Genomic DNA, 25,431 nt, shown 5'->3' on the forward strand with positions numbered 1-25,431 from the left:
CTTGATGCAAACGTCCGAAAGATGCTGAATATCGGAAGCTCCTTCTACAACAAGGAGCTTCGACATGACGCTCGATCGAACAAAGGCCACCCGCAAACCACGGCCTAACACACCCACGGCGCTTTCCGATTCCCTTAAACGAACTAAGCACCTCGAACGTTTCATTGAAGGCCATTCGGAGGGTGCCAAGGCAAGCTCTCGCTTGTCCCCGGCTGTTCAGCGCGAATTAGAGCTGCTGCCACCCCTGTCCCTCAAGCGCGCGAAAAAGAACGCGCGAACGCACTCCAAGAAGCAGATCCAACAAGTCGCAAGCTCGATCCTGCGCTATGGGTGGACCTATCCCATCCTGGCCGACGAGGATCGGCGCATCATCGCCGGGCACGCCCGCTGGGAGGCGGCTAAGCAGCTTTCCATCAAGGACGTCCCCGTCCTGGTGATGCGCGGCCTCAGCGAAGCTGAAAAGCGAGCGCTGGCGCTTGCCGACAACAAGATTCCGGCGAATGCAGGCTGGGATCGCAAGCTGCTCGCAGAGGAACTAGGTGAGCTCGCCTCTCTGCTCCCCGAGTGCAACCTCAGCCTCGAGATTACCGGTTTTGAGCCGGCTGAAATCGACGGGCTGATGGCCGATTTCGGCGAGGCGGAGCAGGATTCAGCTGACGCATCCTGCACGCTCGGCGAGCAGCCCGTCAGCCGCAGGGGCGAGCTGTGGCAGGCTGGTTCGCATCGCCTGCTGTGTGGCGATGCCGGCGATCCGAGCGATTGGTTGACCCTCATGGGATCTGAGCGGGCCAGCATGCTGATCGCTGATCCCCCGTACAATCTGCAAATTTCCGCGACGCTGGGTCGCGGCAACATCAAGCACCGCGAGTTTGCGGTCGCGTCCGGTGAACTGTCGCCGGCCGCGTTCACCGCTTTTCTCACCGGTTGGATGCGGTGCGCCGTCCAATTCTCCAAGGACGCGTCATTGCACTACATCTTCATGGATTGGCGACACCTTGGCGAGATGCACGGCGCCGGGCACGCCGTCTTTGGCCCGCTGCAGAATTTGGTGGTCTGGAACAAAACGAATGGCGGCCAAGGCAGCTTCTATCGCTCGCAGCATGAGCTGATCTTCGTCTATAAGAACGGCGATGCCCCCCATCGCAACAACATCGAGCTTGGCCGCCATGGCCGCAACCGCTCGAATGTCTGGACCTATGCCGGGGTCAACGCCTTCCGCCAAGGCCGCCTCGACGAACTGGCAATTCATCCCACCGTTAAACCGGTCGCCTTGATTGCCGACGCAATCAAGGACTGCACGCAGCGCGGCGATCTCGTCCTCGATCCATTTTTGGGCTCGGGCACCACCCTGCTGGCGGCGGAGTGCGTCGGCCGCCGCGCCTATGGCATGGAGATCGATCCGCTCTACGTCGATGCCGCGCTACGCCGCTGGCAAAATATTACCAAGCGAGATGCCACCCTGGTCGCGACTGGTCAGACCTTCGATGAGGTCACTGCAGAGCGCACGACGACATCGTCGGAGCGCCGCGCATGAGCCGCACGCAACGCGGGCCAGTTCACGCGCGCAGAAAACGAAGCGACGTCGGTTACGGCCGCCCGCCCCCCGAGCATCAGTTCAAGCCGGGTCAATCCGGCAACAAGCGCGGTCGGCCCAAAGGCTCGAAGAACGAAGCGACCGTCCTCGACGAACTTTTCAATCGGAAAGTCGATGTCCGCCAGGGCGGCAGACTGCGAAAACTCACCTTGCTGGAAGCCATCTGCTTGCGATGTGCCGAAGATGCGCTGAAGGGGAATCTGAAAGCGGCCGCCTTCCTGCTCAACCGACGCCAGCAACTCGGTTTATCATCCGAGCAGCCAGCCAGCGATGTCATCGATATGGATGATCGTAAAGTCCTGGACTCTTTTGTCCAGCAACTGCGCGAGCAACTTAACGAACGAGGAGAGTCGGAGTGACCAACCATGACATTGCAATCATTGATGCTATTCTACGCAATGACTTTGTCAGCTTTCTCTATCGCTGCTTTCTTCATCTCAATCCCGGCACGAAGTTCTTACCGAATTGGCATATTCGAGCGATCGCCTACCAACTTGAGCGGATTCGTCGCGGCGAGATCACCCGTTTGATCATCAACATGCCGCCGCGTTATCTCAAGTCTATCACCGCGTCGGTGGCGTTTCCCCTCTTCCTACTCGGCCATGAGCCCTGGCGACGCATCATCACAATCAGCTATGCCGACGACCTCTCTGCCAAGCATGCAAGTGACTTTCGATCTATTGCGCACGCCCGTTTTTACCAGCGTGCGTTTCCGCGTATGCGTATTGCGCGTAGCACGGAAGGAGAGGTTCTCACGACCAAGCGCGGCTTCCGCAAGGCGACTTCGGTGTCGGGAACGCTGACCGGATTGGGAGGTGACCTCATCATCATCGATGATCCGCAGAAGCCCATCGACGCCCAATCGGAGACGCGCAGGAACACCGTCAACCAGTGGGTGACCAATACGTTGATGTCCCGGCTCGACAACAAGCAGACCAGTGCGGTGATCCTGGTGATGCAGCGCGTTCATCTCGACGATCTGTCCGGCTTTCTGGCCAGCTCATCCGACGAGTGGGAGGTGCTCAGTCTGCCCGCCATCGCCGAGACCGACGCCGCGGTCTCGATCGGTCCCAATCAATTCCATTTCAGAACCTCAGGTGAGGCGCTGCATCCGGTTCATGAATCGCTTGAGACCCTGCACAAGCTGCGGCAGACGCTCGGGCCCGATGTATTCTCGGCGCAATATCAACAAGCTCCGGTGCCGGTCGGCGGCGCAATGATCAAGCGCGATTGGTTACGTTATTATGACGCAGCGCCGCCTTTTGAATTTGGAAGCAGGATCATTCAGAGCTGGGATACTGCGGCCAAGAACGGCGCGCAAAATGACTGGTCTGTGTGTACGACGTGGCAGGTCGCGGACGGGAATTATTACCTGCTGGATCTGGTGCGCGGTCGGTTCGAGTATCCCGTCCTCCGCGACACCGCACTCGAGCTCGCCAAGCGTTTCAGGCCGCATGAGATCCTGATCGAAGATGCCTCCACCGGAATTGCTCTGGCACAGGAGCTCAGCAACGAGACTGACTGCTTCGTCAATCCCGTCAAGATCGAGCACGACAAGATCGGCCGCCTCTATGTCCAGCAGGGCAAATTTGCCGCCGGACGCGTCTGGTTTCCAAGGAACGCCCCTTTCCTCGCCGAGCTCGAGATGGAGCTGTTGACCTTTCCGCAAGGCCGTCACGATGATCAGGTCGACAGCATCAGTCAGGCGCTTGGATATGACGACAATGGTTACGATCACACCCTGAGTTGGCTCTGATGGGGCGTCATGTCGTAAGGCGAGCCTCTCCAACACCCAATCACGCAGCCCGAGCCGCACGATGTCGAACCGAGCTCGCGACCGGTCCAGACATGAACGTCAGAGCGCTCGTCGGGAACGACGCGCCCTTCGGCGAATGACAAATGAAGAAGAATGGCTCGAACTGCTTGGTCGCGTCCATCCGGCGGATATCGGCGACCGCCCGTTCGTTGATCAGGCATCCGCCAGCACGCTCTGGCCAAGAAGCTCGGTCGACGCAATCGTTCATCGTCAAACACGAACGCCGCGAACGGCGGATCGATGTTGTGGAATTTGTCGCGATCGCCCAAGCGCTGGGCGTTGATCCCGTGAAGCTGTTCTGGGAATTTCTGTCGGCTCGCGGTTGGTCACCGACGCAGCTCCGGCGCTAAGCCCATCAGCCTCGGTGATCGGGCGAGGAGCTTTGCCGCAGCCATCGGGCCGGTGCGAATGAATTTCCAGAACGAAGCCATCTGACCTTGCCTCACTCGCGCGCGAAGCTGAACAAGCGAAGCGTCCGCTTCTGCTGCACCAAAGCAGCCCGGTCGTAGCGCTCTAGCCCTTGAAGCCCCTTTAGATCTGCCGGCAACGGGCCGGTCACAATCGCGGCCAACATCGCCTGCCGCAGGCTGCGGATCCGCAGCAGCGCGAGCTTGGATCGCGCAAGCGCCATCGCCGCATCGGGTGAGACCTGATGCCCAAGCCCGGAAGCAATCGCGACAGCAAGATTCGCCGCCTCGGCAGGATCATCGATAGCGCTGCGCGCCAGCCCATGACGCAGCGCGTTTTGGCTGGATTTGGCTTTTCCACCTGCCGTTTTCGGACCGGTGCTACGCTCGGCGTTGCTGCGATTGGCTTTGATTTGTCGAATGGACGCCATCTTCGAGCCCCTGACTGGCATTGGTCGCGCCATCCCGAAAGCTCACTCCAACATCCTGATAGATCAAGAGTTTTAGGCTCCAAGGAATAGCAAAATCACTGCAGAAAAGACTGGCATTCCCGTGCAAAAGGAGCGTTACTAATCCGACCGGGCCGTTGGCCCCGGTATCTCTCCTCGCCGGTGCGGGGCTTTTGTTGGTGCGGCGGCAGGCCGCATCAACCTTAAGGAGATACCGATGGCCACGATCTCAGCTGACGGCGCCGAGGCGCCGCGTTCCGTTGTCAAATTCATCCCCAGCGACCGCCGCGCCTTTGTCGGCGGCTCGGATGCACGCATCATCATGGGCGATGATCAGGAGAGTCTCACGCGCCTGTGGCGCGAAAAGCGCGGCGAAATCGTGCCGCAAGATTTTTCGGAAAACCTGGTGGTCCAGCTCGGCACCGTCACCGAGGAGCTGAACCGGACCTGGTACCAGCGCTGCACCGGGCAGGTCATCATCGACGTTCAGAAGCGAGTGCGGCATCCCGTGCACAGCTGGATGGCGGCAACGCTGGACGGCGTGGTCGCGCAGACCGGTGCGGTGTTCGAGGCCAAGTTCATGCTGCCTTGGGCCTTTACCGAAGAGGCGGCGGCCGACAAGCACATGGCGCAGCTGCAACACAACATGTGGGTGGTCGCGTCACGTTCCGCCGCGCTCTCCATCATCACCGGCGGCGGCAAATGGGTCGAGATCACCGTGCATGCCGACCCGCTGTACCAGCACCTGCTGCTCACCGCCGAAAAGAAGTTCTGGCGCTGCGTCCAGAGCGGCGAGCCGCCGGCCCTGTTTGGGGTTGAGACGCCACGACCACGATTGGCCGCCGTCAAGGTGATCGACATGACCTCCTCCAATCTTTGGGCCGATTGTGCCGCCATCTACTTGCGCACCCGCGCCGCCCATGGCGAGCACGAGCTGGTCAAGCTCGAGCTCAAAAAGCTGATGCCCGAAGACGCCAAGGAAGCGATCGGCCACGGCGTTCGCGCCAAGCGCGCCAAATCCGGCGCGATCAGCTTCGATCCGGTTCAGATGGAGGCCGTCCATGCACCAGGCCAGTGAACATATCGGTGCGATCGCAGCCGCGCTGGCGCGCGCGCAGGCCGAATTGACCAACCCGGAAAAGACCCTCACCGCTCAGATCCGCTCGCCGTTCCTGCGCGACGACGACCGGACATTCCACTACGCCTCGCTCGCGGCGGGCCTCGACATCGTGCGCAAAACGTTGAGCCGGCACGAGATCGCCATCATCCAAACCACCCGGACCGACGTCACGACGGGCACCATCCACCTCACCACCCTGCTCGCCCATGCCTCCGGCGAATGGATCTCCTCGGATTGGCCGGTCTGTGCAGCGAAGGATGTCGAGGCGCCGCACCGCATGGGCGCGGCGCTGACCTATGCCCGCCGTTACGCTTTGTTCGCGCTGGTCGGGATTGCCGGCGAGGACGATCTGGACGCGCCGGATACGGTTGCCGGTCCACCGGGCGCAGCGCCGCCGAACCTCAAGCCCTCACCTAGCAAGCGCGTCCTCCACCGCGCGCAGCTGCTCCGGCCGGGCGAGTCCGCCGCGCTCCGCGAGCAGCTGTTGCGGCAGCTCGAAGCTCTGTCCGCCGGCACCGACCTGCTCGGCTGGGCCAAGGCCAGCCTCCCGCTCAAGAACACCCTGCAGGAACCGGACGCCCGCCGCGTCGAGGCCGCCTATCAAGTCAGGCTGGAGGCTGCCACCCGCCCGGCGGCGGCCACCGGCAGCCCGCCCCTCTCGGCGCGAGAGCACAACGTGCCAGAACATGCATCGGCTGCGGACACCGAAGCCGCGCTGCAGTCATCGTTGCCAGCCAACGAGGCACGGCTGGCCTACCCTAAGGAGCCGCCGCGCCAGCGCAGCAAGGTCCACCGGCTGTTTGTGCGTGGCCAGCCCTGTCTGGTCTGCCAACAGACGCCGTCCGATCCGCACCACCTCAAATTCGCCCAGCCCAGATCCTTGGGCCGCAAGGTCAGCGACGAGTTCACGGTCCCACTATGCCGCACTCATCACCACGAGCTGCACCGTCAAGGCAACGAGCGCGCGTGGTGGGCCAATCTGCAGATCTCTCCCCTGCCCATCGCGCAGGAGCTGTGGGCGGCAAGTCCCGTCCACGATCCAACCAACGCCAGACTCGCCAGCGCGGCTCTGCAAGCACATCTTGGTTCGGAGGTTTCGCCGTGATGAACAGGCCATTTCCACCCTCGTACCAGGTTACCGCGATCGCGCTGCCGGTCGAGTTCGAGGCCTTGGCGCCGCCGCCTTTGCTGCTGCCGGGTGAGAGTCTCGAGCATTACAAGGCGCTGCGGCAGGCGATCTTTGCCGACCTCGCGCCGCGATCGGCGATCGAATGGCTCCTCGCCATCGACGTCGCCGAATTGTCGTGGGAGATCCAACGCTACCGGCTGCTGCGCCACAAACTGCTTGAGACCTACCGCGAAAAAGCAATTGAGGCGACCTTACGACGTATCGACGTGGCTGGAATCGTCCCCGAATGCCAAGCCGAGGCCGAGTACTACACGCTGCAAAACGCTCTGAGCTGGCGGATCGATCCAATTGCGACAACCGAAATCGAGACGCGTCTTGCTGCTTACGGCTTCGATCAGCAGGCCATCAGCACCGAGGTCTACGTGCAGGCGCGCGAGGTCCTGGTGCTGTTCGAAGGTCTGCTTAACGCCGCACAAACCAAGCGCATGCTGCTGCTTCGCGAGATCAGGAACCAGCGATTCCTAAGTGGACCGATCAGCCGATCACGCCTCTGAAGGCGACCGAGCTAAATCGCCGAGGCGACTGACACCAGAGCATTTAAGCCCCTGGAAGATGCGGCTACTCTGTTTGGCCGCTGATTGCGGGGGAGTTTCCGGTGACGAAAAGCTGTGCCCTCACAAGCCATGCCAGCGCCGCCGAGCACACAGCAGAAAGGAAAGCGGCCCAAACCACGAGCGGCCGCGCGCGGCGCACGCAGGTACAGAAATGCGCCAGCCCAGCCGGATGCTGTAGCTTGCTTGCCTACTCCCCCAGATATCCTAAGGAGAAATGCACGCGAGCAACGAAAAACCCCGGCCAGGGCCGGGGCTTTAATCCTTGATCGCGAGATCAGATCAATACTTCGCGACGACGGGGCCCGTCCAATTGAAGCGGTAGACCAGCGAGGTCGAGATCGTCTGGTTCCAGCTGTTGGCGCGGATGCTGTTGCCAACGGGAAGGTTGGTACCGTCGAACAGCTCGTCAGAGGTCTTGGCGTTATAGAAGGCCGAACGATACTCGGTCTTCATGAACCAGCCAGGCGAAGAGATGCCGAAGAAATTCAGGCTGTTCTCGACACCACCGCCAACGAACCAGCCGTTGCGGTTGTAACCATTGAGATGGATACCGGCGGGAACGCCAGCCAAGTCGGTGAAGTTCGTGCTGCCGAAGTGGGCGCCGGAATAGCCACCGTTGACGTAGGTGAGAACGTTCGGAGCAACCAGCCAGCCTAGACGCACACCTGCGGCCCAGGAGTCTTCCAGCTTCTGCCGGCCGGTGATGCCAATGGTCGGATCCTGGATGGTAGCACGGATGCTGCCGAACTGACCGTCAGCGAAGAAGCCCGCAACCCAGGTGCCGCTGAACTGCCAGTCATAGCCGAGGCCAACGGTGCCGAACCAGCCCGAGCCACCCTGACGCTGATCGATCGTCAGCGGAATCGCACCGACAGTGGTCTGGACGTGCTGGTCGGCATTCGAGAGACCACCGCCGCCGCCACCGAAGATGTAGAAGCCGGTCCAGCTTGCGACGGGAGCCGCCATCGGTGCCTTCACATAGGGGCGGGCCGCAAGGTCGGCCGCCGAAGCCGAACCGGTCATCGCCGCAACCGCGGTCAGAGCGAGCAAAAGCTTCTTCATCACTAAAATCCCCAAGCAGAGTGCGTCGATGTCTTGGACAATCTACCTGGACGAGCCAAAAATGCTGTAACCAAAGGGCCACAGCGACGGGCAATCGAAGAGCCATGCTGACTAGCAACAAGGCAATTCTGGCTGAACTATTCCGCGACAACCCAGCGGCAATAGCGAGCTATCTGACTGAAAAGATGAGTGAAAACGACCTTGATGCCGCGCGGACGGGTCTCAGCCTCGTTATGCAGGCTCAAAACGTGCAGATGTTAGCGCGCGACGCCGGCTTAAGGCGAGATACCCTTTATAGAACCTTCGGTGGTCGAATCGACCCTCAGCTCAGCCGAATCTTGAAGCTCTACGACGCGCTGAACGTCGAGGCCGGGGTGGTGCCGGCAATTCCTTCTGAGGGGTTGAGCCGACCCAGCTCGATGTTAGCGGAGTCATCCAATTCATTCGCCCAGCAACTAACCAAAGCCTTAGCCGGCAATCGCTTCAACGAAGCAGTCCTTGCATTGAGGGAAGTCGTCTTATCTCAGAATGTCTCGGCTTTGGCGCGGGCCTCGGGAATTCAGCGCAGGACGATCTACAAGACGTTCGGCGGGACCGTCGATCCGCAGCTCAGTCGTATTTTGAAGCTTTTCACAGCGATGCAACTTCGGTTCGTCATCGTGCCGCTTCCACCGAGTTCGAGGCCACCCCGACCCAAACTTGGTCGATCGTCAAAAACATCTAGCTCCCTCTGAGCCGTGAATTCGCCCGGTAGCATTGCGAAAATGGCGCAGCAATCTGTGCGCGCTCCGCAACCACCTGTGCCTAGGCCGACTACTAGGGTTGCCCAGGCTAGGCGTAATCTAATGGACAGCCCGCCGACGGTGACGGCGCATTTGAGCTGCTGCCGGTTTGATGGACGCCAAGTTAGGCTAATCCCACCGTGCGCTCGAACTCAACCGGGCTTCGCAGCTGTGGCGGCTCTGTGATACCGCGAAAGGAAGCGCGTGCCGCCAGCGCGCAGCGCTCATAGCGCTCAAGCCCGCCGAGTCTCCTTGCGACCTCCGCCTTCGGTTAGTCCCATAGATCGGCCAACATCGCCTGGCGGATCCGTCGCACCCGCCATAGCTCGCCTTGGTCAAGCGCAAGAGCCGGGCCGCTTCGGGACTGCACTCATTCGGTGACGATGACGAGCGCGTTGGTGCGAGTCGGAAAACGCATCCTCGCAATAGCTGTTGCCGGGCAGCTCGCCTTAGCCTGCATTCCGATGGGATCGAAAGCCCTGACCTTCGTACCCACGTCTAGAAGGCCGATGACCAGCGGGATCGACAACCGCGGCAACCCTGCGGGCGAACTCAACGATGATAATGCCCGTGCCCAGATTTATCAGATCCGATCCGAGCCGATGGTGAAGCCCACCGGCTTTCGCGAATATGACGCGCGCTGGCTGTTCCAGAAGGAAATCAACCTGATGGGCGTGCAGGCGCTCGGCATGGGGCTGGGCGCGCTGATCGCCGAACTCGGTGTCCCTCGAGAGATCGTCACCGGCCATGATTTCCGCGGCTATTCTGCCTCGATCAAATATGCGCTGATTTCCGGCCTGATGGCTGCGGGCTGCAAGGTCCATGACATCGGGCTTGCGGTGACGCCGATGGCCTATTTCGCGCAATTCGATCTCGACGTGCCTGCTGTCGCGATGGTGACCGCCTCGCACAATGACAACGGCTGGACCGGCGTGAAGATGGGCGCCAATCGCCCGCTGACCTTCGGCCCCGACGAGATGACGCGGCTAAAGGAGATCGTGCTGAACGCCGAGTTCAAGAATCGGGACGGTGGCTCCTACCAGTTCCACGAGAATTATCCGGCGCGCTATATCGCCGACCTCACCAATCGTCCGAAGCTCAAGCGCAAGCTGAAGGTGGTCGCGGCCTGCGGCAACGGCACGGCAGGCGCGTTCGCGCCGCAGGTGCTGGAGGCGATCGGCTGCGAGGTGATCCCGCTCGACACCGAGCTCGACCACACCTTCCCGAAATACAATCCCAATCCCGAGGACATGGAGATGCTGCACGCGATCCGCGACGCCGTGCTGCATCACAAGGCTGATGTCGGCCTCGGCTTCGACGGTGATGGCGATCGCTGCGGCGTGGTCGACAACACCGGCGAGGAGATCTTTGCCGACAAGGTCGGCGTGATGCTGGCGCGTGACATGTCGGCGATTCACAAGGACGCGCAGTTCATCGTCGACGTCAAGTCGACCGGACTGTTCGTCACCGATCCAGTGCTGCAGAAGCAAGGCGCAAAGACCGCCTATTGGAAGACCGGCCATTCCTACATGAAGCGCCGCACCAACGAGACCGGCGCGCTCGCGGGCTTCGAGAAATCAGGCCATTTCTTCTTCAACCAGCCCTATGGCCGCGGCTATGACGACGGTCTCGTTTCGGCAATCGCGATCTGCGACATGCTCGATCGCGCGCCCGGCAAGTCGATGGCCGACCTCAAGAACGCACTGCCAAAAACGTGGTCGTCCCCGACCATGTCGCCGCATTGCGCCGACGAGGTGAAGTATGGCGTCATCGACAAGGTTGTGAAGCACTTCGAGGGTTTGCTGGCGAAGGGCGCCAAGATCGGGGATCAGGCGATCCGCGATCTCGTCACCGTCAACGGCGTGCGTGTCACCGTCGAGGACGGCAGCTGGGGCCTGGTGCGGGCGTCCTCGAACAAGCCCGAGCTCGTGGTCGTGGTCGAGAGCCCGGTCTCCGAGCAGCGCATGCACGACATGTTCGAGATGGTGAACAGCGTGCTGCGCACTCATCCCGAAGTTGGCGAGTACAATCAGAAGATCTAGCGACTACCGTAGCAACGTGGCCGTCGCACACACAGCGGTCGTAACCGCCTTCTCAGCCGCAAGCGGCTTAATTTCGCTTGTAGTCGTCTTCAATCCGGATGATGTCGTCTTCCCCGAGATAGGAGCCGGTCTGGACCTCGATCAGCTCCAGCATTATCTTGCCCGGGTTCTCCATCCGGTGCACCGCGCCCATCGGGATATAAATCGATTCGTTCTCGTGCACGGTCTTCACGCTCTCGTTCACGGTGACACGCGCAGCACCTCGAACCACGATCCAGTGCTCGGCCCGGTGGTGGTGCTTCTGCAGCGACAATCGTCCGCCCGGCTTCACCACGATGCGCTTGACCTGGTGGCGCTCGCCATTGTCGACCGACTGGTAGCTGCCCCAGGGGCGATGCACTTTCAGATGCTCCTCGGTGACCTTGGGCGCGACCGCCTTCAGCTTGGTCACGAGACGCTTCAGGCCGTTGGCATCCTGCTGGCGGGAGACCAGAACCGCATCCGCGGTCGCGACCACGACGAGATCGTCGACGCCTTCGAGCGCGACCAGCGCGTGGTCGGTCGTGACGTTGCAGTTGCGCGAATCCTCGAACACGGCGGTGCCGTGCGCCGCATTGCCTTGCACGTCCTTGTCGGACAATTCCCACACCGCGCGCCAGGAGCCGACGTCGGACCAACCGCAGGATACCGGCACGACAGCCGCGCGCGAGGTCTTTTCCATCACAGCGTAGTCGATCGAGATCGCCTTGGCCGCGCCGAACGCCTCAGGCTCCAGCGTGACGAAGCCGAGATCACGCCCCGCGCTGGTCACCGCATTGGACACCGCCTCCACGCTCGCCGCGTCCACCTTGCGATATTCGTCGAGCAGCAAGGCGGCAGGAAACATGAAGTTGCCGCTGTTCCAGAGATAGCCCGAATTGACGTAATCCGCGGCCTTCACCGCATCCGGCTTCTCGACGAAGCGTGCGACGGCGTGAACCTCGCCTGATATCACCTCGCCCGGGCTGATATAGCCGTATTCCGTCGCCGGCCGCTCCGGCTTGACGCCGAAGGTGACGATGCGCTCCTTGCTCGCGGCCGCGAGGCCTTCGCGGCAGGCCGCGACGAAGGCGGCGTTGTCCCGGACCACGTGGTCGGCGGCGAGCGCGAGCACGATCGCTTCACTCCTGCGTGCTTGCGCAAACGCCGCGCCAGCGCCGATCGCAGGACCGGAATCGCGGCGCATCGGCTCGAGGATCACGTCGGCTTCGATACCGATCTCGGCGAGCTGTTCCAGCACCATGAAGCGGCAGGCGGCGTTGGTGATGACAACAGGGCGGTCGAACAGCGCCGCGTCGGAGACGCGCAAGAGCGTGTCCTGGAAGGTCGAGCGCGACCCGAACAGCGGCAGGAACTGCTTCGGGCGCACCTCGCGTGAAGCCGGCCACAACCGCGTGCCGGCCCCACCGCACATGATCAGGGGGATAATTGTTTGAGACATGTGCGAGCGACTCATGAGAAAGACCATACACGATGAGACCTTCGAAGCAACAAAGCGACCCCATATTCGCGATCCTCGTTGAACGGGCGAAATCGGCGTCGCACTGGAGAACGGAAATGTGGCGCGCCCCCTCCAAGACGCCGCCGCTCGGTTAGGGCGTGAAATTCGCGATTCGAGGCGACGAGGACGTCGGCCCTCGGACTCGCGGATGTCCGCTCGACCTCATCGCCGTGCCGACAGGCACGGTCGACTTCGTCACCCCCACGGTGAAGCCGGAGAGCGACTGCGCGATCTATTTCGCAGCGGCGTAGAGGTAACAGAGATCGGATGACCCTCGCGGCGCGACGGCGTACCGCGATGAACACGGCATCGGCATCCGGCTTCGACAGATCCGTCGTGAAATCGAGCCACTTCGCCCGAACGTTGGTCGCGGCCAACCCGTCGAGACCGGGCTCGTTCGCGGCGGTGAAGCGCTGCCATCTTCTGTCGTCCTTGTCGACGCAGGTGAGGTCGTGACCGTCGGGCGGACTGGCGCCACTCACCCGAACTGCTTGCCGCCGGCGCCGCAGGTCCGGGAATCCTGGCGGCGAAATCGGTTGGATCGGCTCCCAAACGGCCCGCGCGCTAGCCCGTCGTGGCGTGCCGGCTATGCCGGGACCGTTGGTGGCGGCGTGGATGAAATTCCAGAACGTAGCCGAGCGGCCCAACATCAATCTCTCGTCGCGCTCAGTGATCGGAGCGCTCGCTTCTGTTGCGTGAGAGCGGCCCGCTCGTAGCGCTCAAGACCTTTGAGGCTTTTTACGCCGGCCAAACTCGGGCGGCCAGCATGTCCTGCCGCAAGCTGCGGATGCGTAACAGCGCGAGCTTGGGCCGTGCGAGCGCCATCATAACGTCCGGCGCGCCGGATGCGCGAGCTCCGACGCGATCACGAGGGCGAGATGTTTGGCTGCGCCCAGGTCGCTGGTCCCACTCCGCGCCAGCCCATGGCGCAGCGCATTTGGCTGGACCGGCCCTTTCCAACCGCCGTTGTCGGGCCGGTGCTACGAGTGGCGTTGCTGCGATTGGCTTCGATTTGTCGACGTGACACCATTTCAGGGGTCTCTGGCTATCGCTCGTCGCGGCACCGAAAGATCACCAGCACCCTGTAAATTCAAGGTTTTTTTCAGCACAAAAGAGCAAGAATCTTGCTGCAGAAAGGACTGGTATTCCTGCGCGATCGGAGCGTTTCTGATTCGAACGGGCGCACAAGCAGCGCCGGTATTCACCTCGCAGCTGCGGGGCTTGCGGCAGTGCAGCCAGCGGCTGCACGCGCCAAACACGGAGGAAGTGGCTTTTGTTGAAACCGACGGCGCTGAAGCGCCACACCAGATCATCAAGTTCAACCCACACCACCGGCGGCATTTCATCGGCGGCTCGGACGCGCGCATCGTCATGGGCGATGATGAAGAGAGATTGCTGAAGCTTTGGCGGGAGAAGCGCAGCGAGGTCGCTCCCGACGATCTCTCGGACAATTTGACCGTCCAACTCGGGACCGTCACCGAGGTCCTGAGCCGGGCTTGGTACCAACGATCAACGGGACGGATCGTCAAAGACATCCCGTCATCCCGTCCACAGATGGATGGCAGCCACCCTCGATGGCGTCGTCGAACAGACGGGCGCGGTGTTCGAAGCCAAGTTCATGCTGCCGTGGGCCTTCACTGAAGAAGCCGTCGCCGAAAAACATATGGCTCAACTGCAGCACAACGTGTGGGTCGTGGCGTCTCGCTCATCGGTGCTCTCGACTCATCACCGGCGGCGGCAAGTGGGTCGCGATCCAGATCCACGCCGACCCGCTGTACCAGCACCTGCTGCTGACCGCCGAAAGAAAGTTCTGGCGCTGCGTCCAGAGCGGCGAGCCACCGGTCCTGTTCAACGTCGAGGCTCCGCGGCCGCGGCTCGCAGCGATCAAGGTGGTCGACATGACCGCGTCCAATCTGTGGGCCAAGTGTGCGGCGAGCTATCTGCGGACCCGCGCGGCCCATGGCGAGCACGAGCGGGCCTAGGCCGAGCTCAAGAAGCTGATGCCCGAGGACGCCAAGGAAGCGATCGGCCATGGCCTTCGCGCCAAGCGCGCCAAATCCGGCGCGGACAGCTTCTATCGGATTGAGGTGGAGGGCGTCCATGCACCAGGCCAGTAAACACATCGGCGCGATCGCGGCGGCTCTAGCCAAAGCGCAGGCCGAATTGACCAATCCGGAAAAAACTCTCACCGCTCAGATCCGCTCGCCATTTCTGCGCGACGACGACCGGACGTTCCACTACGCCTCGCTCGCCGCGGGCCTCGAGTGCGCAAAACGTTGAGCCGGCACGAGATCGCCATCATCCAAACCACCCGGACCGAGGTCACGACGGACCACATCCACCTCACCACCCTGCTCGCACATGCCTCCGGCGAATCGATCTCGTCGGACTGGCCGGTCTGTGCAATCAAGGATGTCGAGGCCCCGCATCGCATGGGAGCGGCGTTGACCTATGCGCGGCGCTATGCCCTGTTCGCGCTGGTCGGCATGTCGGCGAGGACGATCTGGACGCACCGGATACGTTCGCCGGTCCGCCCGTCGCGGCGCCGCCGAACCTCAAGACCACGCCAGGCAAGGGCGTTCTCAACCGTGCGGCGGTGCTGCGGCCGGGCGAATCCGCCGCCCTCCGCGAGCAGCTGTTGCGCCAGCTCGACGCTGTATCGGCCGGCACCGATCTGCTCGGCTGGGCCAGGGCCAGCCTTCCCCGTAAGAACACCCTGCAGGAGCCGGACGCCCGCCGCGTCGAGGCTGCCTATCAGGCCAAGCTCGAGGCTGCCGCGGTCCCTGTGATTGACCAAGCGCCGCCTTTGGAGCACAGCTCGCCAGGACAACCATCGGGTGCCGACAGCGAAACCGTGCGGCAGCCATCACCCGCAGCGCAAGAGGCGGGGCGGGCCATCCCAAGGAGCCGCCCCGCAGGCGCAGCAAGGTCACCTCGCATTTGTCCGCGAGCAGCCCTGCCTCGTCTGTCAGCGAACCCCGTGCGATGCCTATCATCTGAAATTCGCCCAACCGCGGGCGCTCGGCCGCAATGTCAGTGATGAATTCGCCGTGCCATTGTGCCGCGCGCATCACGAAGAGCTGCATCGGCACGGCAATGAGCGCGCTTGGTGGGCAAACCTGCAGATCGGGCCGTTGTTGGTTGCGCAGGACCTGTGGGCAGCAAGCCCGGTCCGCGATCTGACCGCCGTCAACACCGCGTCTCTTGCTGCAAACCTTGGTTCGGAGGCCGCCACATGAACGGCCTGCTCCAAACCATGTGTGGGCTGACCGTCACGGTGCTGCCGGTCGAGTTTGAGGCATTGGCCCCGCCGCCTTTGCTGCTTTCCGGCGAACACCTCGACCATTACCAGGCGCTCCGGCAGCGGATCTTCGCGGATCTTGCGCCGCGGTCCGCCATCGAGTGGCTGCTCGCAATTGACGTTGCCGAACTGTCTTGGGAAATCCAACGCTATCGGATGTTACGGCACAAGCTGCTCGAGGCCTATCGCCAACAGGCGATCGAGGCAGGGCTCTGGCGCCGACATGGTCGGGATCGCGCCCGAGTTCGAAGCGTTACCGGCTGCTTGGCTACACGCCGAAACGGAACTATGAATCCTCGATTCGCGTCCGTTTTGGGCCGAGCAAAGGGCAAAGCTCGTCGAACGCGCCGCGGCCGCGATCCAAGCGGCTGAAGGACGCATCAGTCCGGGCGGCTGGAGCAATTGCCTACGCGTGAATAACTTGTCATTCGGTCAGGGCTGCTCGTTGGACACCCGGCGAGAAACCAAGCCATGCACCACTCTAGAGTATCGAGCGCGAGGCGTGTCTTCCCGAGGGCTGGATAGCCGCCATCCGATTGTCCGACCACAACAAGGCCGTGTTTCGATTACGTGCTTTTCCGGACCGACGGCAAAGTGAAACGCACGATTCGCTTTTCCGAAGCAGCGCGGGCGCGACGGGGAATTCTGCGCTTCAAAACGGCCAATGGTCTCGTCCAAGCGATCACCCGGCAGCTTAGCAAAAAGCCCGCGCCTCCTCAGCCACGCCAGGGCCGCGGAGCAAGCGGCCGAAAGCAAAGCAGTCAAACACCAGGACCGTCCGCGGGCGGCGCTAATTGAGCGCAGGTACAGGAAAGCTCCGAAAAGCTTGCCGTAGTTCCTTCGGAAATCTCCATTGAGCCTAGCAAGTGCGGCAATTCAGATAATGCTTTGAATTCATCAGTCATGCTTGGCTCGTCGCTTCAGGAGTGGGACCAGCACCCGATGAACCACTGTTTTGCCCGACGATGCAAGTTCCATTTCGGCTTTGCCGATGGACGCGATCGGCAAAATGAGAAAGAGGACATTACAGTTAAGGCTCACCGTCTCATGCTCCGATCGGCCAGCGAGGGATTGCATCGGTGCAATCGACACGGTTCCATTGCACCATCAAAGTAAGCAGGAAAAGACCATGCTAAAGCTCATCGCAATATGTACCTGCCTCGGCGCCCTTGTGTTCCTGCTCGCGCTCGTCTGGCCGACCATGCTTGCCCTCCGGTCCGAACTCGCGCAGAACAGGTCCGCGTAGGCTGGGCATCTAAGCTCCGGGCAGCTGGCTGCCAATCGCCGCGTGATAGTTTGGATGCTACTACCCTCCACCTCGCTCAAGAGGTGCGCCGCATGCAATCTTTATCTACTGTCGTTCGCGGCGCCGCGAGACCAATCTGTGAGGAGCGGCGCGATAAACGCCTCGAGGTTCGAACCGTCAAATAGATAACCAGCAATCCCAGCTGCTTGGGCCGCATCAAGATCGCTCTGTTTGTCACCCACCATGAAGCTCTCGCCGACGTCCACCGAATAGCGCTCGAGCAACGCTTTGATCATACCGGGTTGTGGCTTGCGGCAAGTGCAAGCGAGCCTGTATCGCGCAATTAGGCCCTCGGGATGATGTGGGCAATATTCGAACGCATCGATATGGGCTCCGATCTTAGCGAGCTCGCGCGACATCCATTCATGCAGGTTGTGAACGTGTTGTTCCTCGAAAAACCCTCTGGCGATTCCCGATTGGTTGGTCACGACAAACGCCATATACCCGGCATCATTGACTGCCTTGACGGCTTGACGGGCTCCTTTCACCCAGCGGATCTTATCCGGATCAAAAGCATAACCGTCCTCCTCATTGAGGACACCGTCGCGGTCAAAGAATACTGCGGGACGCATCTAATCCGCTGGCCCAAATTGCATGAAACGCACTCGACATCTTCGGCCAATCCCCGGTTAATTTCAACATGCCACGCGGTTAAGGCGCGATCGTGCTCTGCCAACGCGCGTTGGGGACCGCTTTTTGCTGCTCCTCCGGCGATTGCCCGACGGTCAGAGCCGCCATCCGAGGACCTCAAGTTGAACCAAACGCGCGCTCGGCCGCGAGCTCAGCGAGAGTTTAGGGTTCCCGTGTGCGATAGCAATGAACGGGCGTCGTGGACAAACGCGCCGTGCGGAGGTGTAGGATTGGGGGGTGCCAGCGCGCCGTATGAGCCGGCCTGAGCTCTGGATGATCTGCGCGGGAGGTCAATTATGGCGGCGCTGAATTCCTAAGACGACGTTTGTGTAAGCAGGTCATTTACGAAACCCCTCGGTGCACCGATCCTAAGGAGCTAGGGACAGGAAAAGCGCGGATCGTAAATCGCAACTTTGGCCACGACCCGATCTTTTCGGATCTTAAATACTCCTCGTTCGTAAGCGTCGTTCTTAGGCCACGGCTTTGAGGGCTTGAGCGCGGTAAGCCCAGGGCAGTAGCTGGTCGATGTCCCGGTTTGGATGACCATTGACGATGCCGGTGAGCGCGTCGGTCAGGTAAGCAAGCGGATCGACGCCATTCAGCTTACAGGTTTCGACCAAGGAGGCGATGATCGCCCAGTGCTCGGCACCGCCGTCGGAGCCTGCGAAGAGCGCGTTCTTCCGGTTGAGCGTGATCGGACGGATCGAACGTTCGACGGCGTTGTTGTCGAGCTCTATACGGCCATCATCGATGAAGCGCGTCAGACCCTCCCAGCGTGAGAGCGCATAACGGATGGCGTCGGCCAGCTTGCCCTTTTGACTGATCAAGGCGAGCTGTGCGCGCAGCCAGCGTTCGAAGGCTTCCGCCACCGGCCGGCTCTTATGCTGCCGGACGAGGCAGCGCTCCTCGGCGCTACGGCCACGGATGTCCTTCTCGATCGCGTAGAACTCGGCGATATGCCGAAGCGCCTCGTTTGCGATGGGCGCGGGACCGGGTGTGGCAAGTTCGTAGAAGTTCCGTCGCATGTGCGACCAGCAGAATGCAAGTTGGACGTCGCCACGTTCGGTGAGCTTGCCATAGCCGGCATAGCCATCGACCTGCAGGATCCCCTTGAAGCCTGCAAGATGGGCGATCGGTCGGTCGGCTTTACGGTCGGGCGCATAGACGTAGGCAACGCCCGGCGGATCAGCGCCGCCCCATGGCCGGTCGTCCGCCGCATAAGTCCAGAGCTGACCGGTCTTGGTACGTCCGCGGCCGGGATCGAGCACCGGCATCGTCGTCTCGTCCGCGAACAGCTTTGGCCGTTGCCTGAGCTTGATAAGGAGACGGTCATGCAGCGGACGCAGGTGGAAGACAGCTTGTCCTACCCAGTCCGCCAGCGTCGAACGATCAAGCTCAATGCCCTGCCGGGCGTAAATCTGCGCCTGCCGGTAGAGCGGCAGGTGATCGGCATATTTGGAGACCAGCACCTGGGCGACGGTAGCCTCGGTCGGCAATCCGCCCTCGATCAGCCTAGCCGGGGCTGGCGCCTGCATGACGCCATCCTCGCAGGCCCGGCAGGCGTATTTGGGCCGCCGGGTCACGAGGATCCGGAACTGCGCCGGGACCAGGTCCAGCCGCTCGCTTCTGTCCTCACCGATACGGTGCAACTCGCCTTGGCAGCAGGGACAGGTCTTGTTCTCGATGTCGACGATGACCTCGATCCGCGGCAGGTGCGCCGGCAACGCGCCACGGTTGGCGCGGCGCTTGCGAGCTCGCGCATCGCGGCCTTCAGGTGCACTGACGTTCTGTGCCGTCTCGCCGTACGCGGCGACTTGCTCGACGTCTTCCAGGCCCAGCAGCATCTGATCTTCGGGTAGCGTCTCCGCCCGCCGGCCAAACCGGTGACGCTGCATTTCCTTGATGATCTGACGCAGCCGTTCGCTCTCGCACCGCTCGGCAAGCAGCATCGCTTTCAGCGTCTCGAGATCGTCAGGCAGGGCGTCGCTCACACCCAAATCAGAGCATATTCGCCGCCATCTTGCGACGCGTTCGGCGCTCCCGATTCATTTCGCCGCAGCGCTGCCAACAGTTATCCGGGCTGCGCTGGCGGCGCCGTCTCCCGTGCCTCGTGCACAAGCCGCCAGTCCAGTCCTTCCAGCAGCGCCAACAATTGCGCCGCTGACAGGCGCATCACAGCGCTTACCCTCGTTCGCGGCTACGACCATCCTCTTCAAGGTTTGAGGGTCTCGGATTGACCCGAGGTCACGGAGCCAGCGACGATGGCGCCAATGATGTCTCGACAGCTTCACCAAACGCGCCTGTTAATTCTGTCTTAGCCAGAATCAGAACTGATGCCCAATAGGGGAACCGGGGATGAGCGGACTTTCGATCTATCTGGTGTTTATCACAGCAGGTTTGATCGCTGCTCCGCGGCGCGTGTCATGGCTCGCCGTGCTCGTGGCGATCACAGTTTCAGCCTATTGGGTAAAGCGCGATATTGAGGTCCGTCCGCCGATCTGTGAGTCCCGAAAGCGGCGGTTGAGGCACCCCCCGCCACAACAAATGACTAAATCGGGTTGCGGCCTTGTTGGGCCGCCGGTTCACGCTGGCGAGCTATCACATCGTCTTCGAACGCAAAGCCTTCAGGCTCGTTTTTCTATTGAGCAACGGTTGACCTCTCTATTTTGTTTTGGATGTCCTTGAGCCGTTCATGAACGTCCTTGATTTGACTGGCGAGCGGACCGGACTGAACTGCGATTTCGACGTTGTTCACCCGCTGATTGATTGCAACCAGTAGCCTGTAGGTTTGGTCCCGATCCGCCGCAGCTTCTGCCATCTTCTTGCGCTCGATTGCCTGCAACTCGACCACAGCATCCCTGCTCTCCTGACCGAGCTGCATTCGCTGGACCTCAGAGAGGCCAATTCCAATCAAATTGAATATGAGCAGAGCCATCAAGATGGCCCGGTTCGAAATTGATGTGATTCCTATATTCGACATGATGTCGAGCTCCCAAGCTTGTCTTTCTCGCGCTCAATCGTCGTTTGTGTTCGATCGATCATAGACCATTCTCAGCTCGCGGCGAGATCAGATTCGTCGCCCGGCCGGTCTAGGAAGCTATCCGAACATACTGAGCACGCGTTTTGCCGGGTCCAAAACCAAGAGTTGCAGCGATATAGGAGACGGCACAGGTGAAGAGAGTCAATGCTAGCGGAGAGACGTGCGGATTCCGACGAAGTCGCCTGGGGACTTATCGCCCCGAACGCAGCCACGCTTCGAGCGACCTGTTTCAATCGGGTAGGTGATTTTCGACTTGAGCGCACTTGGCCTGTTTTTTCAGCAGATCATTAGAGGGCTCGACAGCAAGGGCATTCTATACCCGCGACGCGCAGTAGCCCGCGCGTGTTCCGAGCGACCAGTAATGTCGATACTTTCACTCCCGCTGGCGGCGCTTCGATGGCGCGCGCCACGCCATCAACGCCACACGTCGACGCACGCGGACGGCCGGCCGCTCAAGATCACCTTCGGCGAGATGAGCGCGATGGGTTTGCGCGGCGTCCTGGTCTATTGCCACTGCGGCCATCACGTTTCGCTCGATGCGGATCGCTGGTTGTCCGACCTCGAGCCGCGCTCGTCTATCAGGCGTGCGGCAGCCGTGGTGCGGACGCGCGGCCAGACTTCGAACGCGGTGACTCGCGACGCGCAATCATGGGTCACCAAGGGGTGGATAGAGCCGTAGAGGCCGCCGACTGAGGCGGCCTTACTACATCAGCATTGAAAAGATGACTGCAAGAGGATCACGGCCGATGTCCGGCCCCCGATCATGGGAGACACCCGTAAAATTTCCAGGTGATAGACCCGCCGGCATGCGCACCCGTAAATTTCCGAACCCTGATCAGCGATCTCCTGAGGTGGCTGGTCGGCCAACATTAACTTGGCAGCTAGTTACCGATCTGCCATTATGACCTCAAATTGTGATTGGTAGGGCGCCGTGTTTCGATTGGCTGAAAAGTTCCCGTCTTGGGTATGTTGGGCGCTTATCGTCAGCGTCGGCATTTACTGTTTTGTTCATTTGCCGATGTAACTGTCGATTTAGAGGTTTCGCCACGGCGGAGTTGCGATCCGGGATGGAATCGAAGGCGCTGCCGTTTGGATCTACCTTTCAGTGTTCCTTTTCCTTGCGCCAACCAATCGAGACGCGCGCAATCTCGTTCCGAGGGCGGCAGAAGTGCTTGAGCGAGTTACTGCGACAAATAGGCTTCGTAGGCGCGCTTCAGGCCATCGTGAAGCGACGTCGTCGCGCGCCAGCCGAGCTTGTCGAGGCGACTGATATCGAGCAGCTTGCGCGGTGTGCCGTCAGGGCGGGAAGTATCGAAGGAGATGTCGCCGCGATAGCCGACGATCCCGGCGACGACGCGGGCGAACTCGGCGATGGCGATGTCCTCGCCGGTGCCGACGTTGATTAGCTCCGCGCCGGAATAGGTCTTCATCAGGTGCACGCAGGCATCCGCCATGTCGTCGACATAGAGGAACTCGCGCCGCGGCGTGCCGGTGCCCCAGACCACGACGCTCTTCGCGCCCGACAGCTTCGCTTCGTGAAAGCGGCGGATCAGGGCGGCGACGACGTGGCTCAATTCAGGATGATAATTGTCCCCGGGACCATAGAGGTTGGTCGGCATCACGCTGATGAAGTCGCTGCCATACTGGCTGCGATAGGCCTCTGCCATCTTGATGCCCGCGATCTTCGCAATGGCATAAGGCTCGTTGGTCGGCTCGAGCGGGCCGGTCAGCACGCTGTCCTCGCGCAGGGGCTGCGGTGCGAGCTTCGGATAGATGCAGGACGAGCCGAGGAACATCAGTTTCTCGGCGCCGTTTTGATGCGCGGCCTGGATCACGTTCGCGGCGATCGCGATGTTGTCGTAGATGAATTCGGCGCGCATCGTGTTGTTGGCGACGATGCCGCCGACCTTGGCCGCGGCGAGGAAGATCACCTGCGGCCGCACGCGCGCGAACCAGTCGAACACGGCGGCCTGGTTGCAGAGATCGACTTCGCGCCGGTCGACGGTCACGACGTTCACATTCTCCCGCGCCAGCCGGCGCACGATCGCGCTGCCGACCATGCCACGATGACCGGCGACGTAGACGCTCTTGCCGGTCAGCTCAAACGGCACGCTTGCCATTTGCGACCTCCCGCTTGGCATCAGCCAGATCGCTCGCCATCATCTCCTCGACCAGCTGCGCGAAGGTCCGCGTCGGCTTCCAGCCAAGCACCTGCCGCGCCTTGCTGGAATCGCCGATGAGGAGATCGACCTCGGTGGGGCGGAAATAGGTCGGATCGATCTTCACCACGACCTTGCCGCTGATGGCATCGATCCCGGTCTCGTCGACGCCTGCGCCGCGCCATTCGATGCGGCGGCCGACTTGCGCAAAGGACGACTCCACCATCTCGCGCACCGAGTGCATCTCGCCGGTGGCCAGCACGAAATCGTCAGGCTTGTCCGCCTGCAGGATCATGTGCATGCCTTCGACGTAATCCTTGGCATGGCCCCAGTCGCGCTTGGCCTCGAGATTGCCGAGATAGAGCGTCTCCTCCAATCCGACTTCGATGCGCGCGACGGCGCGGGTGATCTTGCGAGTCACGAAGGTCTCGCCGCGGATCGGGCTCTCATGGTTGAACAGGATGCCGTTCGAGGCAAACATGCCATAGGCCTCGCGGTAGTTCACCGTGATCCAGTAGCCGTAGAGTTTGGCCACGCCGTAAGGCGAGCGCGGGTAGAACGGCGTGGTCTCCTTCTGCGGGATCTCCTGCACGAGACCGTAGAGCTCGGAGGTCGAGGCCTGGTAGAACCGCGTCTCCTTCTCCATACCGAGGATGCGGATCGCTTCCAAGAGGCGCAGCACGCCAATGGCGTCCGCATTGGCGGTATATTCCGGGCTCTCGAAGCTGACCCCGACGTGGCTTTGCGCGGCGAGATTGTAGATCTCCGTCGGTCGGATCTGCTGCACGAGGCGGATCAGATTGGTGGAGTCCGTCATGTCGCCGTAATGCATTAGGAACGGCACATCGCCGAGATGCGGGTCTTGGTAAAGATGATCAACGCGCGCGGTGTTGAAGGACGACGAGCGCCGCTTGATGCCGTGCACGGTATAGCCTAACGACAGCAAATACTCGGCGAGATAGGCCCCGTCCTGACCCGTCACCCCGGTGATTAAAGCGACCCGTTTGGTCATGGCCTACCTTGTTCCCGCGCGCATTTGAGATAAAAGCAGGCGCGACAAGGCGCCAGCGAAGCATGTTCACGTACGTCTTCTTGGACAGATCACCATTCGCACGTCAACCCCCCGGCCTCGGCGTCTGTCAAGCGACTGCAAGCTGATTGGAAACAGTGACCTGGCCAACCGACGGGACAGTGGCCAGGTGGTCGCAGATTTACCCCGACTTTCCCACTGGGCCTCCACGCGAACTCAGTTCCTCAACCTGGCATGGAGACACAGTTCTTCGCCCGCGCCTAGAGGATTGCGCGAACCGGCCTCCGGTTCTGCCGCCTGAACGCTCGGCCGAGCTGCGGGACGGCTCCTGGGCGCGCTTGCGCGTGAGGAAGGCGAAGGACTGCTGGTCTGGGTCAAGGCCAGCCTCCCCCGCAGGAATACCCTTCTGGAAGCGTACGCACGCATTCTGGAGGGCGCCTATCAAAACAGGCTGCAGGAAACCGCACTTGCGGAGCTTGATTCAGCAAACCAGGAGGCCTCATTAGGGACGGCTGCAAGGCCGTCCGCAGCAATATCCGACGGGGTTCATGCAACGGCAGGTCCCTCCTCCGAAGAGCACATCGGTCTCGCCTTCCGAAGGAGCCTCCGCGCAGGCGGAGCAAGGAGCACCTTGCCTTCATCCGCTGGCCAGGGTGTCTCGTGTGCCAAAAGACCCCTGCCGACGCGCTCATCTGAAGTTCGCCCAGCCACGGACAGTGGGAGAAGGTCAGCGATGAATTCACAGTGCCGCTCTGCCGATCCCATCATCAACCTCTTTACCGGCACTGCAACGCGCGAGCTTGGTGGACAAACTTGCAGATTGATCCGCTGCCGATCGCACGGGAGCTTTGGGAGGCGATCCAAATGGCGGAAGGCGCAACACTTGCCGCATCTCCACAACACCCGCTGTCTGGGATACAACGTCAATGAATGACCCTATGAAACGACCGCATCCGCAAGCGCACTCTGTCGTGCCGCCCCAGTATTCAGCGCTCTGCCTTCCGCGGCAGCTTCTGCCCGGGGAGAGCATCGAACACTATCTCAAAGCCATCGAAATGACGCTTCGTCGCATCGATGTTACAGGTATCGCTCCTCACCTCCGAGACATCGCCGAACACTACACCGTCAAGAATTCTCTCGATTGGCAGCTCGACCCGTCTGCCGCGAAGCACGTCTCCAGACCTACGGGTTTGATGAACACGCGGTCAACACTGAAGTCTACGTTCAAGTCCGGAAAATCCTCGCCCTGTTTGAAGCATTGCTGAACGGCGCACAATTGCGGCGCATCTTTCTCTTGAAAGAGCTCGCTACTTTCGTAGAGCTCGATCTGATTGCAACACTCTTATGAACCTGGCATCCGGGCGACTCGCGTCCGGCCAGAAGAAAGCAGGTAGAGCAGCAACATAAAAA

Annotated in this window: 21 protein-coding genes and 4 pseudogenes; 14 read left to right on the forward strand and 11 right to left on the reverse strand. The window is 61.3% G+C overall.

Annotation, left to right across the window (positions count from 1 at the left end):
- Positions 1-64: 64 nt before the first annotated feature.
- From ACVIIW_RS33670 to ACVIIW_RS33685, 4 genes are all read left to right on the forward strand, one after another.
- Positions 65-1,534 (forward strand): site-specific DNA-methyltransferase, encoded by a 1,470-nt coding sequence (locus tag ACVIIW_RS33670; RefSeq protein ID WP_456704639.1) that lies wholly within the window; start codon positions 65-67, stop codon positions 1,532-1,534.
- Entirely contained in the window at positions 1,531-1,953 is a 423-nt protein-coding gene (locus ACVIIW_RS33675) for a DUF5681 domain-containing protein (RefSeq protein ID WP_456704640.1), read from the forward strand. The genes ACVIIW_RS33670 and ACVIIW_RS33675 overlap by 4 nt, the downstream gene beginning before the upstream one ends.
- Positions 1,950-3,350: a phage terminase large subunit gene (gene terL, locus ACVIIW_RS33680; RefSeq protein ID WP_456704641.1), complete on the forward strand. Its 1,401-nt coding sequence runs from the start codon at positions 1,950-1,952 to the stop codon at positions 3,348-3,350. Before ACVIIW_RS33675 ends, terL begins: the two co-directional genes overlap by 4 nt.
- A gap of 143 nt (positions 3,351-3,493) precedes the next feature.
- The gene (locus ACVIIW_RS33685) at positions 3,494-3,760 is read left to right on the forward strand and encodes a helix-turn-helix domain-containing protein (RefSeq protein ID WP_456704642.1); all 267 of its coding nucleotides are present in this window, start codon (positions 3,494-3,496) and stop codon (positions 3,758-3,760) included.
- Between the two features lie 92 nt (positions 3,761-3,852).
- On the opposite strand, the gene ACVIIW_RS33690 is transcribed toward ACVIIW_RS33685, so the two are convergent.
- Entirely contained in the window at positions 3,853-4,248 is a 396-nt protein-coding gene (locus ACVIIW_RS33690; protein WP_456704643.1) for a hypothetical protein, read from the reverse strand.
- A gap of 235 nt (positions 4,249-4,483) precedes the next feature.
- Here ACVIIW_RS33690 and ACVIIW_RS33695 point away from each other — a divergent pair, with 235 nt between their 5' ends.
- The 3 genes from ACVIIW_RS33695 (at position 4,484) to ACVIIW_RS33705 (ending at position 7,069) form a co-directional block, all read left to right on the forward strand.
- On the forward strand, positions 4,484-5,344 hold the full coding sequence (locus ACVIIW_RS33695; protein ID WP_456704644.1) for a YqaJ viral recombinase family protein: 861 nt from the start codon (positions 4,484-4,486) through the stop codon (positions 5,342-5,344).
- Positions 5,328-6,491, forward strand: a complete 1,164-nt coding sequence (locus ACVIIW_RS33700; RefSeq protein ID WP_456704645.1) for an ERF family protein — start codon at positions 5,328-5,330, stop codon at positions 6,489-6,491. The genes ACVIIW_RS33695 and ACVIIW_RS33700 overlap by 17 nt, the downstream gene beginning before the upstream one ends.
- Positions 6,492-6,556: 65 nt before the next feature.
- Positions 6,557-7,069 (forward strand): hypothetical protein, encoded by a 513-nt coding sequence (locus ACVIIW_RS33705; RefSeq protein WP_456704646.1) that lies wholly within the window; start codon positions 6,557-6,559, stop codon positions 7,067-7,069.
- A gap of 339 nt (positions 7,070-7,408) precedes the next feature.
- Here the strand turns inward: ACVIIW_RS33705 and ACVIIW_RS33710 are convergent, their stop codons facing one another.
- Complete coding sequence (locus ACVIIW_RS33710; protein WP_456704647.1) at positions 7,409-8,191, reverse strand: outer membrane protein; 783 nt, start codon at positions 8,189-8,191, stop codon at positions 7,409-7,411.
- Positions 8,192-8,295: 104 nt separating this feature from the next.
- Here ACVIIW_RS33710 and ACVIIW_RS33715 point away from each other — a divergent pair, with 104 nt between their 5' ends.
- Entirely contained in the window at positions 8,296-8,925 is a 630-nt protein-coding gene (locus tag ACVIIW_RS33715) for a helix-turn-helix domain-containing transcriptional regulator (protein ID WP_456704648.1), read from the forward strand.
- A 455-nt stretch (positions 8,926-9,380) separates the two neighbouring features.
- Here the strand turns inward: ACVIIW_RS33715 and ACVIIW_RS33720 are convergent.
- Positions 9,381-9,499: pseudogene (locus tag ACVIIW_RS33720) on the reverse strand (UDP binding domain-containing protein); the annotation flags it as partial.
- Between the two features lie 76 nt (positions 9,500-9,575).
- Between ACVIIW_RS33720 and ACVIIW_RS33725 the strand changes: the two are divergent.
- On the forward strand, positions 9,576-11,015 hold the full coding sequence (locus ACVIIW_RS33725; RefSeq protein WP_456704649.1) for a phosphomannomutase/phosphoglucomutase: 1,440 nt from the start codon (positions 9,576-9,578) through the stop codon (positions 11,013-11,015).
- 67 nt (positions 11,016-11,082) lie between these two features.
- Here ACVIIW_RS33725 and ACVIIW_RS33730 read toward each other — a convergent pair whose 3' ends face one another.
- Together ACVIIW_RS33730 and ACVIIW_RS33735 are read right to left on the reverse strand one after the other, a co-directional pair.
- Positions 11,083-12,495, reverse strand: coding sequence for a mannose-1-phosphate guanylyltransferase/mannose-6-phosphate isomerase (locus ACVIIW_RS33730; RefSeq protein ID WP_456704650.1), 1,413 nt, complete (start codon positions 12,493-12,495; stop codon positions 11,083-11,085).
- Positions 12,496-12,656: 161 nt separating this feature from the next.
- Positions 12,657-13,064, reverse strand: a pseudogene (locus tag ACVIIW_RS33735) (UDP-glucose 6-dehydrogenase); the annotation flags it as partial.
- An 862-nt stretch (positions 13,065-13,926) separates the two neighbouring features.
- Here ACVIIW_RS33735 and ACVIIW_RS33740 point away from each other — a divergent pair.
- From ACVIIW_RS33740 to ACVIIW_RS33750, 3 genes and pseudogenes are all read left to right on the forward strand, one after another.
- Positions 13,927-14,672: pseudogene (locus tag ACVIIW_RS33740) on the forward strand (YqaJ viral recombinase family protein).
- Positions 14,656-15,794 (forward strand): annotated as a pseudogene (locus ACVIIW_RS33745) (ERF family protein). Before ACVIIW_RS33740 ends, ACVIIW_RS33745 begins: the two co-directional pseudogenes overlap by 17 nt.
- Entirely contained in the window at positions 15,791-16,228 is a 438-nt protein-coding gene (locus ACVIIW_RS33750) for a hypothetical protein (RefSeq protein ID WP_456704651.1), read from the forward strand. The pseudogene ACVIIW_RS33745 and the gene ACVIIW_RS33750 overlap by 4 nt, the downstream one beginning before the upstream one ends.
- Before the next feature lie 389 nt (positions 16,229-16,617).
- On the opposite strand, the gene ACVIIW_RS33755 is transcribed toward ACVIIW_RS33750, so the two are convergent.
- The 4 genes from ACVIIW_RS33755 to ACVIIW_RS33770 form a co-directional block, all read right to left on the reverse strand.
- The gene (locus tag ACVIIW_RS33755) at positions 16,618-16,761 is read right to left on the reverse strand and encodes a hypothetical protein (protein ID WP_456704652.1); all 144 of its coding nucleotides are present in this window, start codon (positions 16,759-16,761) and stop codon (positions 16,618-16,620) included.
- Positions 16,762-17,203: 442 nt separating this feature from the next.
- Positions 17,204-17,734, reverse strand: coding sequence for a D-glycero-alpha-D-manno-heptose-1,7-bisphosphate 7-phosphatase (locus ACVIIW_RS33760; protein ID WP_456704653.1), 531 nt, complete (start codon positions 17,732-17,734; stop codon positions 17,204-17,206).
- 528 nt (positions 17,735-18,262) lie between these two features.
- On the reverse strand, positions 18,263-19,741 hold the full coding sequence (gene tnpC, locus ACVIIW_RS33765; protein ID WP_456704654.1) for an IS66 family transposase: 1,479 nt from the start codon (positions 19,739-19,741) through the stop codon (positions 18,263-18,265).
- A gap of 689 nt (positions 19,742-20,430) precedes the next feature.
- The gene (locus ACVIIW_RS33770) at positions 20,431-20,772 is read right to left on the reverse strand and encodes a hypothetical protein (protein ID WP_456704655.1); all 342 of its coding nucleotides are present in this window, start codon (positions 20,770-20,772) and stop codon (positions 20,431-20,433) included.
- A 421-nt stretch (positions 20,773-21,193) separates the two neighbouring features.
- Here ACVIIW_RS33770 and ACVIIW_RS33775 point away from each other — a divergent pair, with 421 nt between their 5' ends.
- A complete protein-coding gene (locus ACVIIW_RS33775; protein WP_456704656.1) occupies positions 21,194-21,511 on the forward strand; it encodes a hypothetical protein in 318 nt (105 codons plus the stop codon).
- A gap of 502 nt (positions 21,512-22,013) precedes the next feature.
- Here ACVIIW_RS33775 and fcl read toward each other — a convergent pair.
- Both fcl and gmd read right to left on the reverse strand, forming a co-directional pair.
- Complete coding sequence (gene fcl / locus ACVIIW_RS33780; protein ID WP_456704657.1) at positions 22,014-22,952, reverse strand: GDP-L-fucose synthase; 939 nt, start codon at positions 22,950-22,952, stop codon at positions 22,014-22,016.
- Positions 22,933-24,003, reverse strand: a complete 1,071-nt coding sequence (gene gmd, locus ACVIIW_RS33785; protein ID WP_456704658.1) for a GDP-mannose 4,6-dehydratase — start codon at positions 24,001-24,003, stop codon at positions 22,933-22,935. Before gmd ends, fcl begins: the two co-directional genes overlap by 20 nt.
- 1,159 nt (positions 24,004-25,162) lie before the next feature.
- Between gmd and ACVIIW_RS33790 the strand changes: the two genes are divergently transcribed.
- Positions 25,163-25,369, forward strand: a complete 207-nt coding sequence (locus ACVIIW_RS33790) for a hypothetical protein (protein ID WP_456704659.1) — start codon at positions 25,163-25,165, stop codon at positions 25,367-25,369.
- The last annotated feature ends 62 nt before the right edge of the window (positions 25,370-25,431 follow it).

This window comes from Bradyrhizobium sp. USDA 4449, assembly GCF_054056275.1.

Excerpts from the sequence above, each read along its gene's own strand:
- ACVIIW_RS33685 (WP_456704642.1), top strand. The coding sequence starts at position 3,494 with ATGAAGAAGAATGGCTCGAACTGCTTGGTCGCGTCCATCCGGCGGATA.
- ACVIIW_RS33755 (WP_456704652.1), bottom strand. The coding sequence starts at position 16,761 with ATGACTGATGAATTCAAAGCATTATCTGAATTGCCGCACTTGCTAGGC.
- ACVIIW_RS33730 (WP_456704650.1), bottom strand. The coding sequence starts at position 12,495 with ATGTCTCAAACAATTATCCCCCTGATCATGTGCGGTGGGGCCGGCACG.
- ACVIIW_RS33700 (WP_456704645.1), top strand. The coding sequence starts at position 5,328 with ATGCACCAGGCCAGTGAACATATCGGTGCGATCGCAGCCGCGCTGGCG.
- ACVIIW_RS33675 (WP_456704640.1), top strand. The coding sequence starts at position 1,531 with ATGAGCCGCACGCAACGCGGGCCAGTTCACGCGCGCAGAAAACGAAGC.
- ACVIIW_RS33690 (WP_456704643.1), bottom strand. The coding sequence starts at position 4,248 with ATGGCGTCCATTCGACAAATCAAAGCCAATCGCAGCAACGCCGAGCGT.
- ACVIIW_RS33670 (WP_456704639.1), top strand. The coding sequence starts at position 65 with ATGACGCTCGATCGAACAAAGGCCACCCGCAAACCACGGCCTAACACA.
- ACVIIW_RS33760 (WP_456704653.1), bottom strand. The coding sequence starts at position 17,734 with ATGCGTCCCGCAGTATTCTTTGACCGCGACGGTGTCCTCAATGAGGAG.
- fcl (WP_456704657.1), bottom strand. The coding sequence starts at position 22,952 with ATGGCAAGCGTGCCGTTTGAGCTGACCGGCAAGAGCGTCTACGTCGCC.
- tnpC (WP_456704654.1), bottom strand. The coding sequence starts at position 19,741 with ATGCTGCTTGCCGAGCGGTGCGAGAGCGAACGGCTGCGTCAGATCATC.
- ACVIIW_RS33750 (WP_456704651.1), top strand. The coding sequence starts at position 15,791 with ATGAACGGCCTGCTCCAAACCATGTGTGGGCTGACCGTCACGGTGCTG.
- ACVIIW_RS33775 (WP_456704656.1), top strand. The coding sequence starts at position 21,194 with ATGTCGATACTTTCACTCCCGCTGGCGGCGCTTCGATGGCGCGCGCCA.
- ACVIIW_RS33710 (WP_456704647.1), bottom strand. The coding sequence starts at position 8,191 with ATGAAGAAGCTTTTGCTCGCTCTGACCGCGGTTGCGGCGATGACCGGT.
- gmd (WP_456704658.1), bottom strand. The coding sequence starts at position 24,003 with ATGACCAAACGGGTCGCTTTAATCACCGGGGTGACGGGTCAGGACGGG.
- ACVIIW_RS33715 (WP_456704648.1), top strand. The coding sequence starts at position 8,296 with ATGCTGACTAGCAACAAGGCAATTCTGGCTGAACTATTCCGCGACAAC.
- ACVIIW_RS33725 (WP_456704649.1), top strand. The coding sequence starts at position 9,576 with ATGGTGAAGCCCACCGGCTTTCGCGAATATGACGCGCGCTGGCTGTTC.
- ACVIIW_RS33695 (WP_456704644.1), top strand. The coding sequence starts at position 4,484 with ATGGCCACGATCTCAGCTGACGGCGCCGAGGCGCCGCGTTCCGTTGTC.
- ACVIIW_RS33770 (WP_456704655.1), bottom strand. The coding sequence starts at position 20,772 with ATGTCGAATATAGGAATCACATCAATTTCGAACCGGGCCATCTTGATG.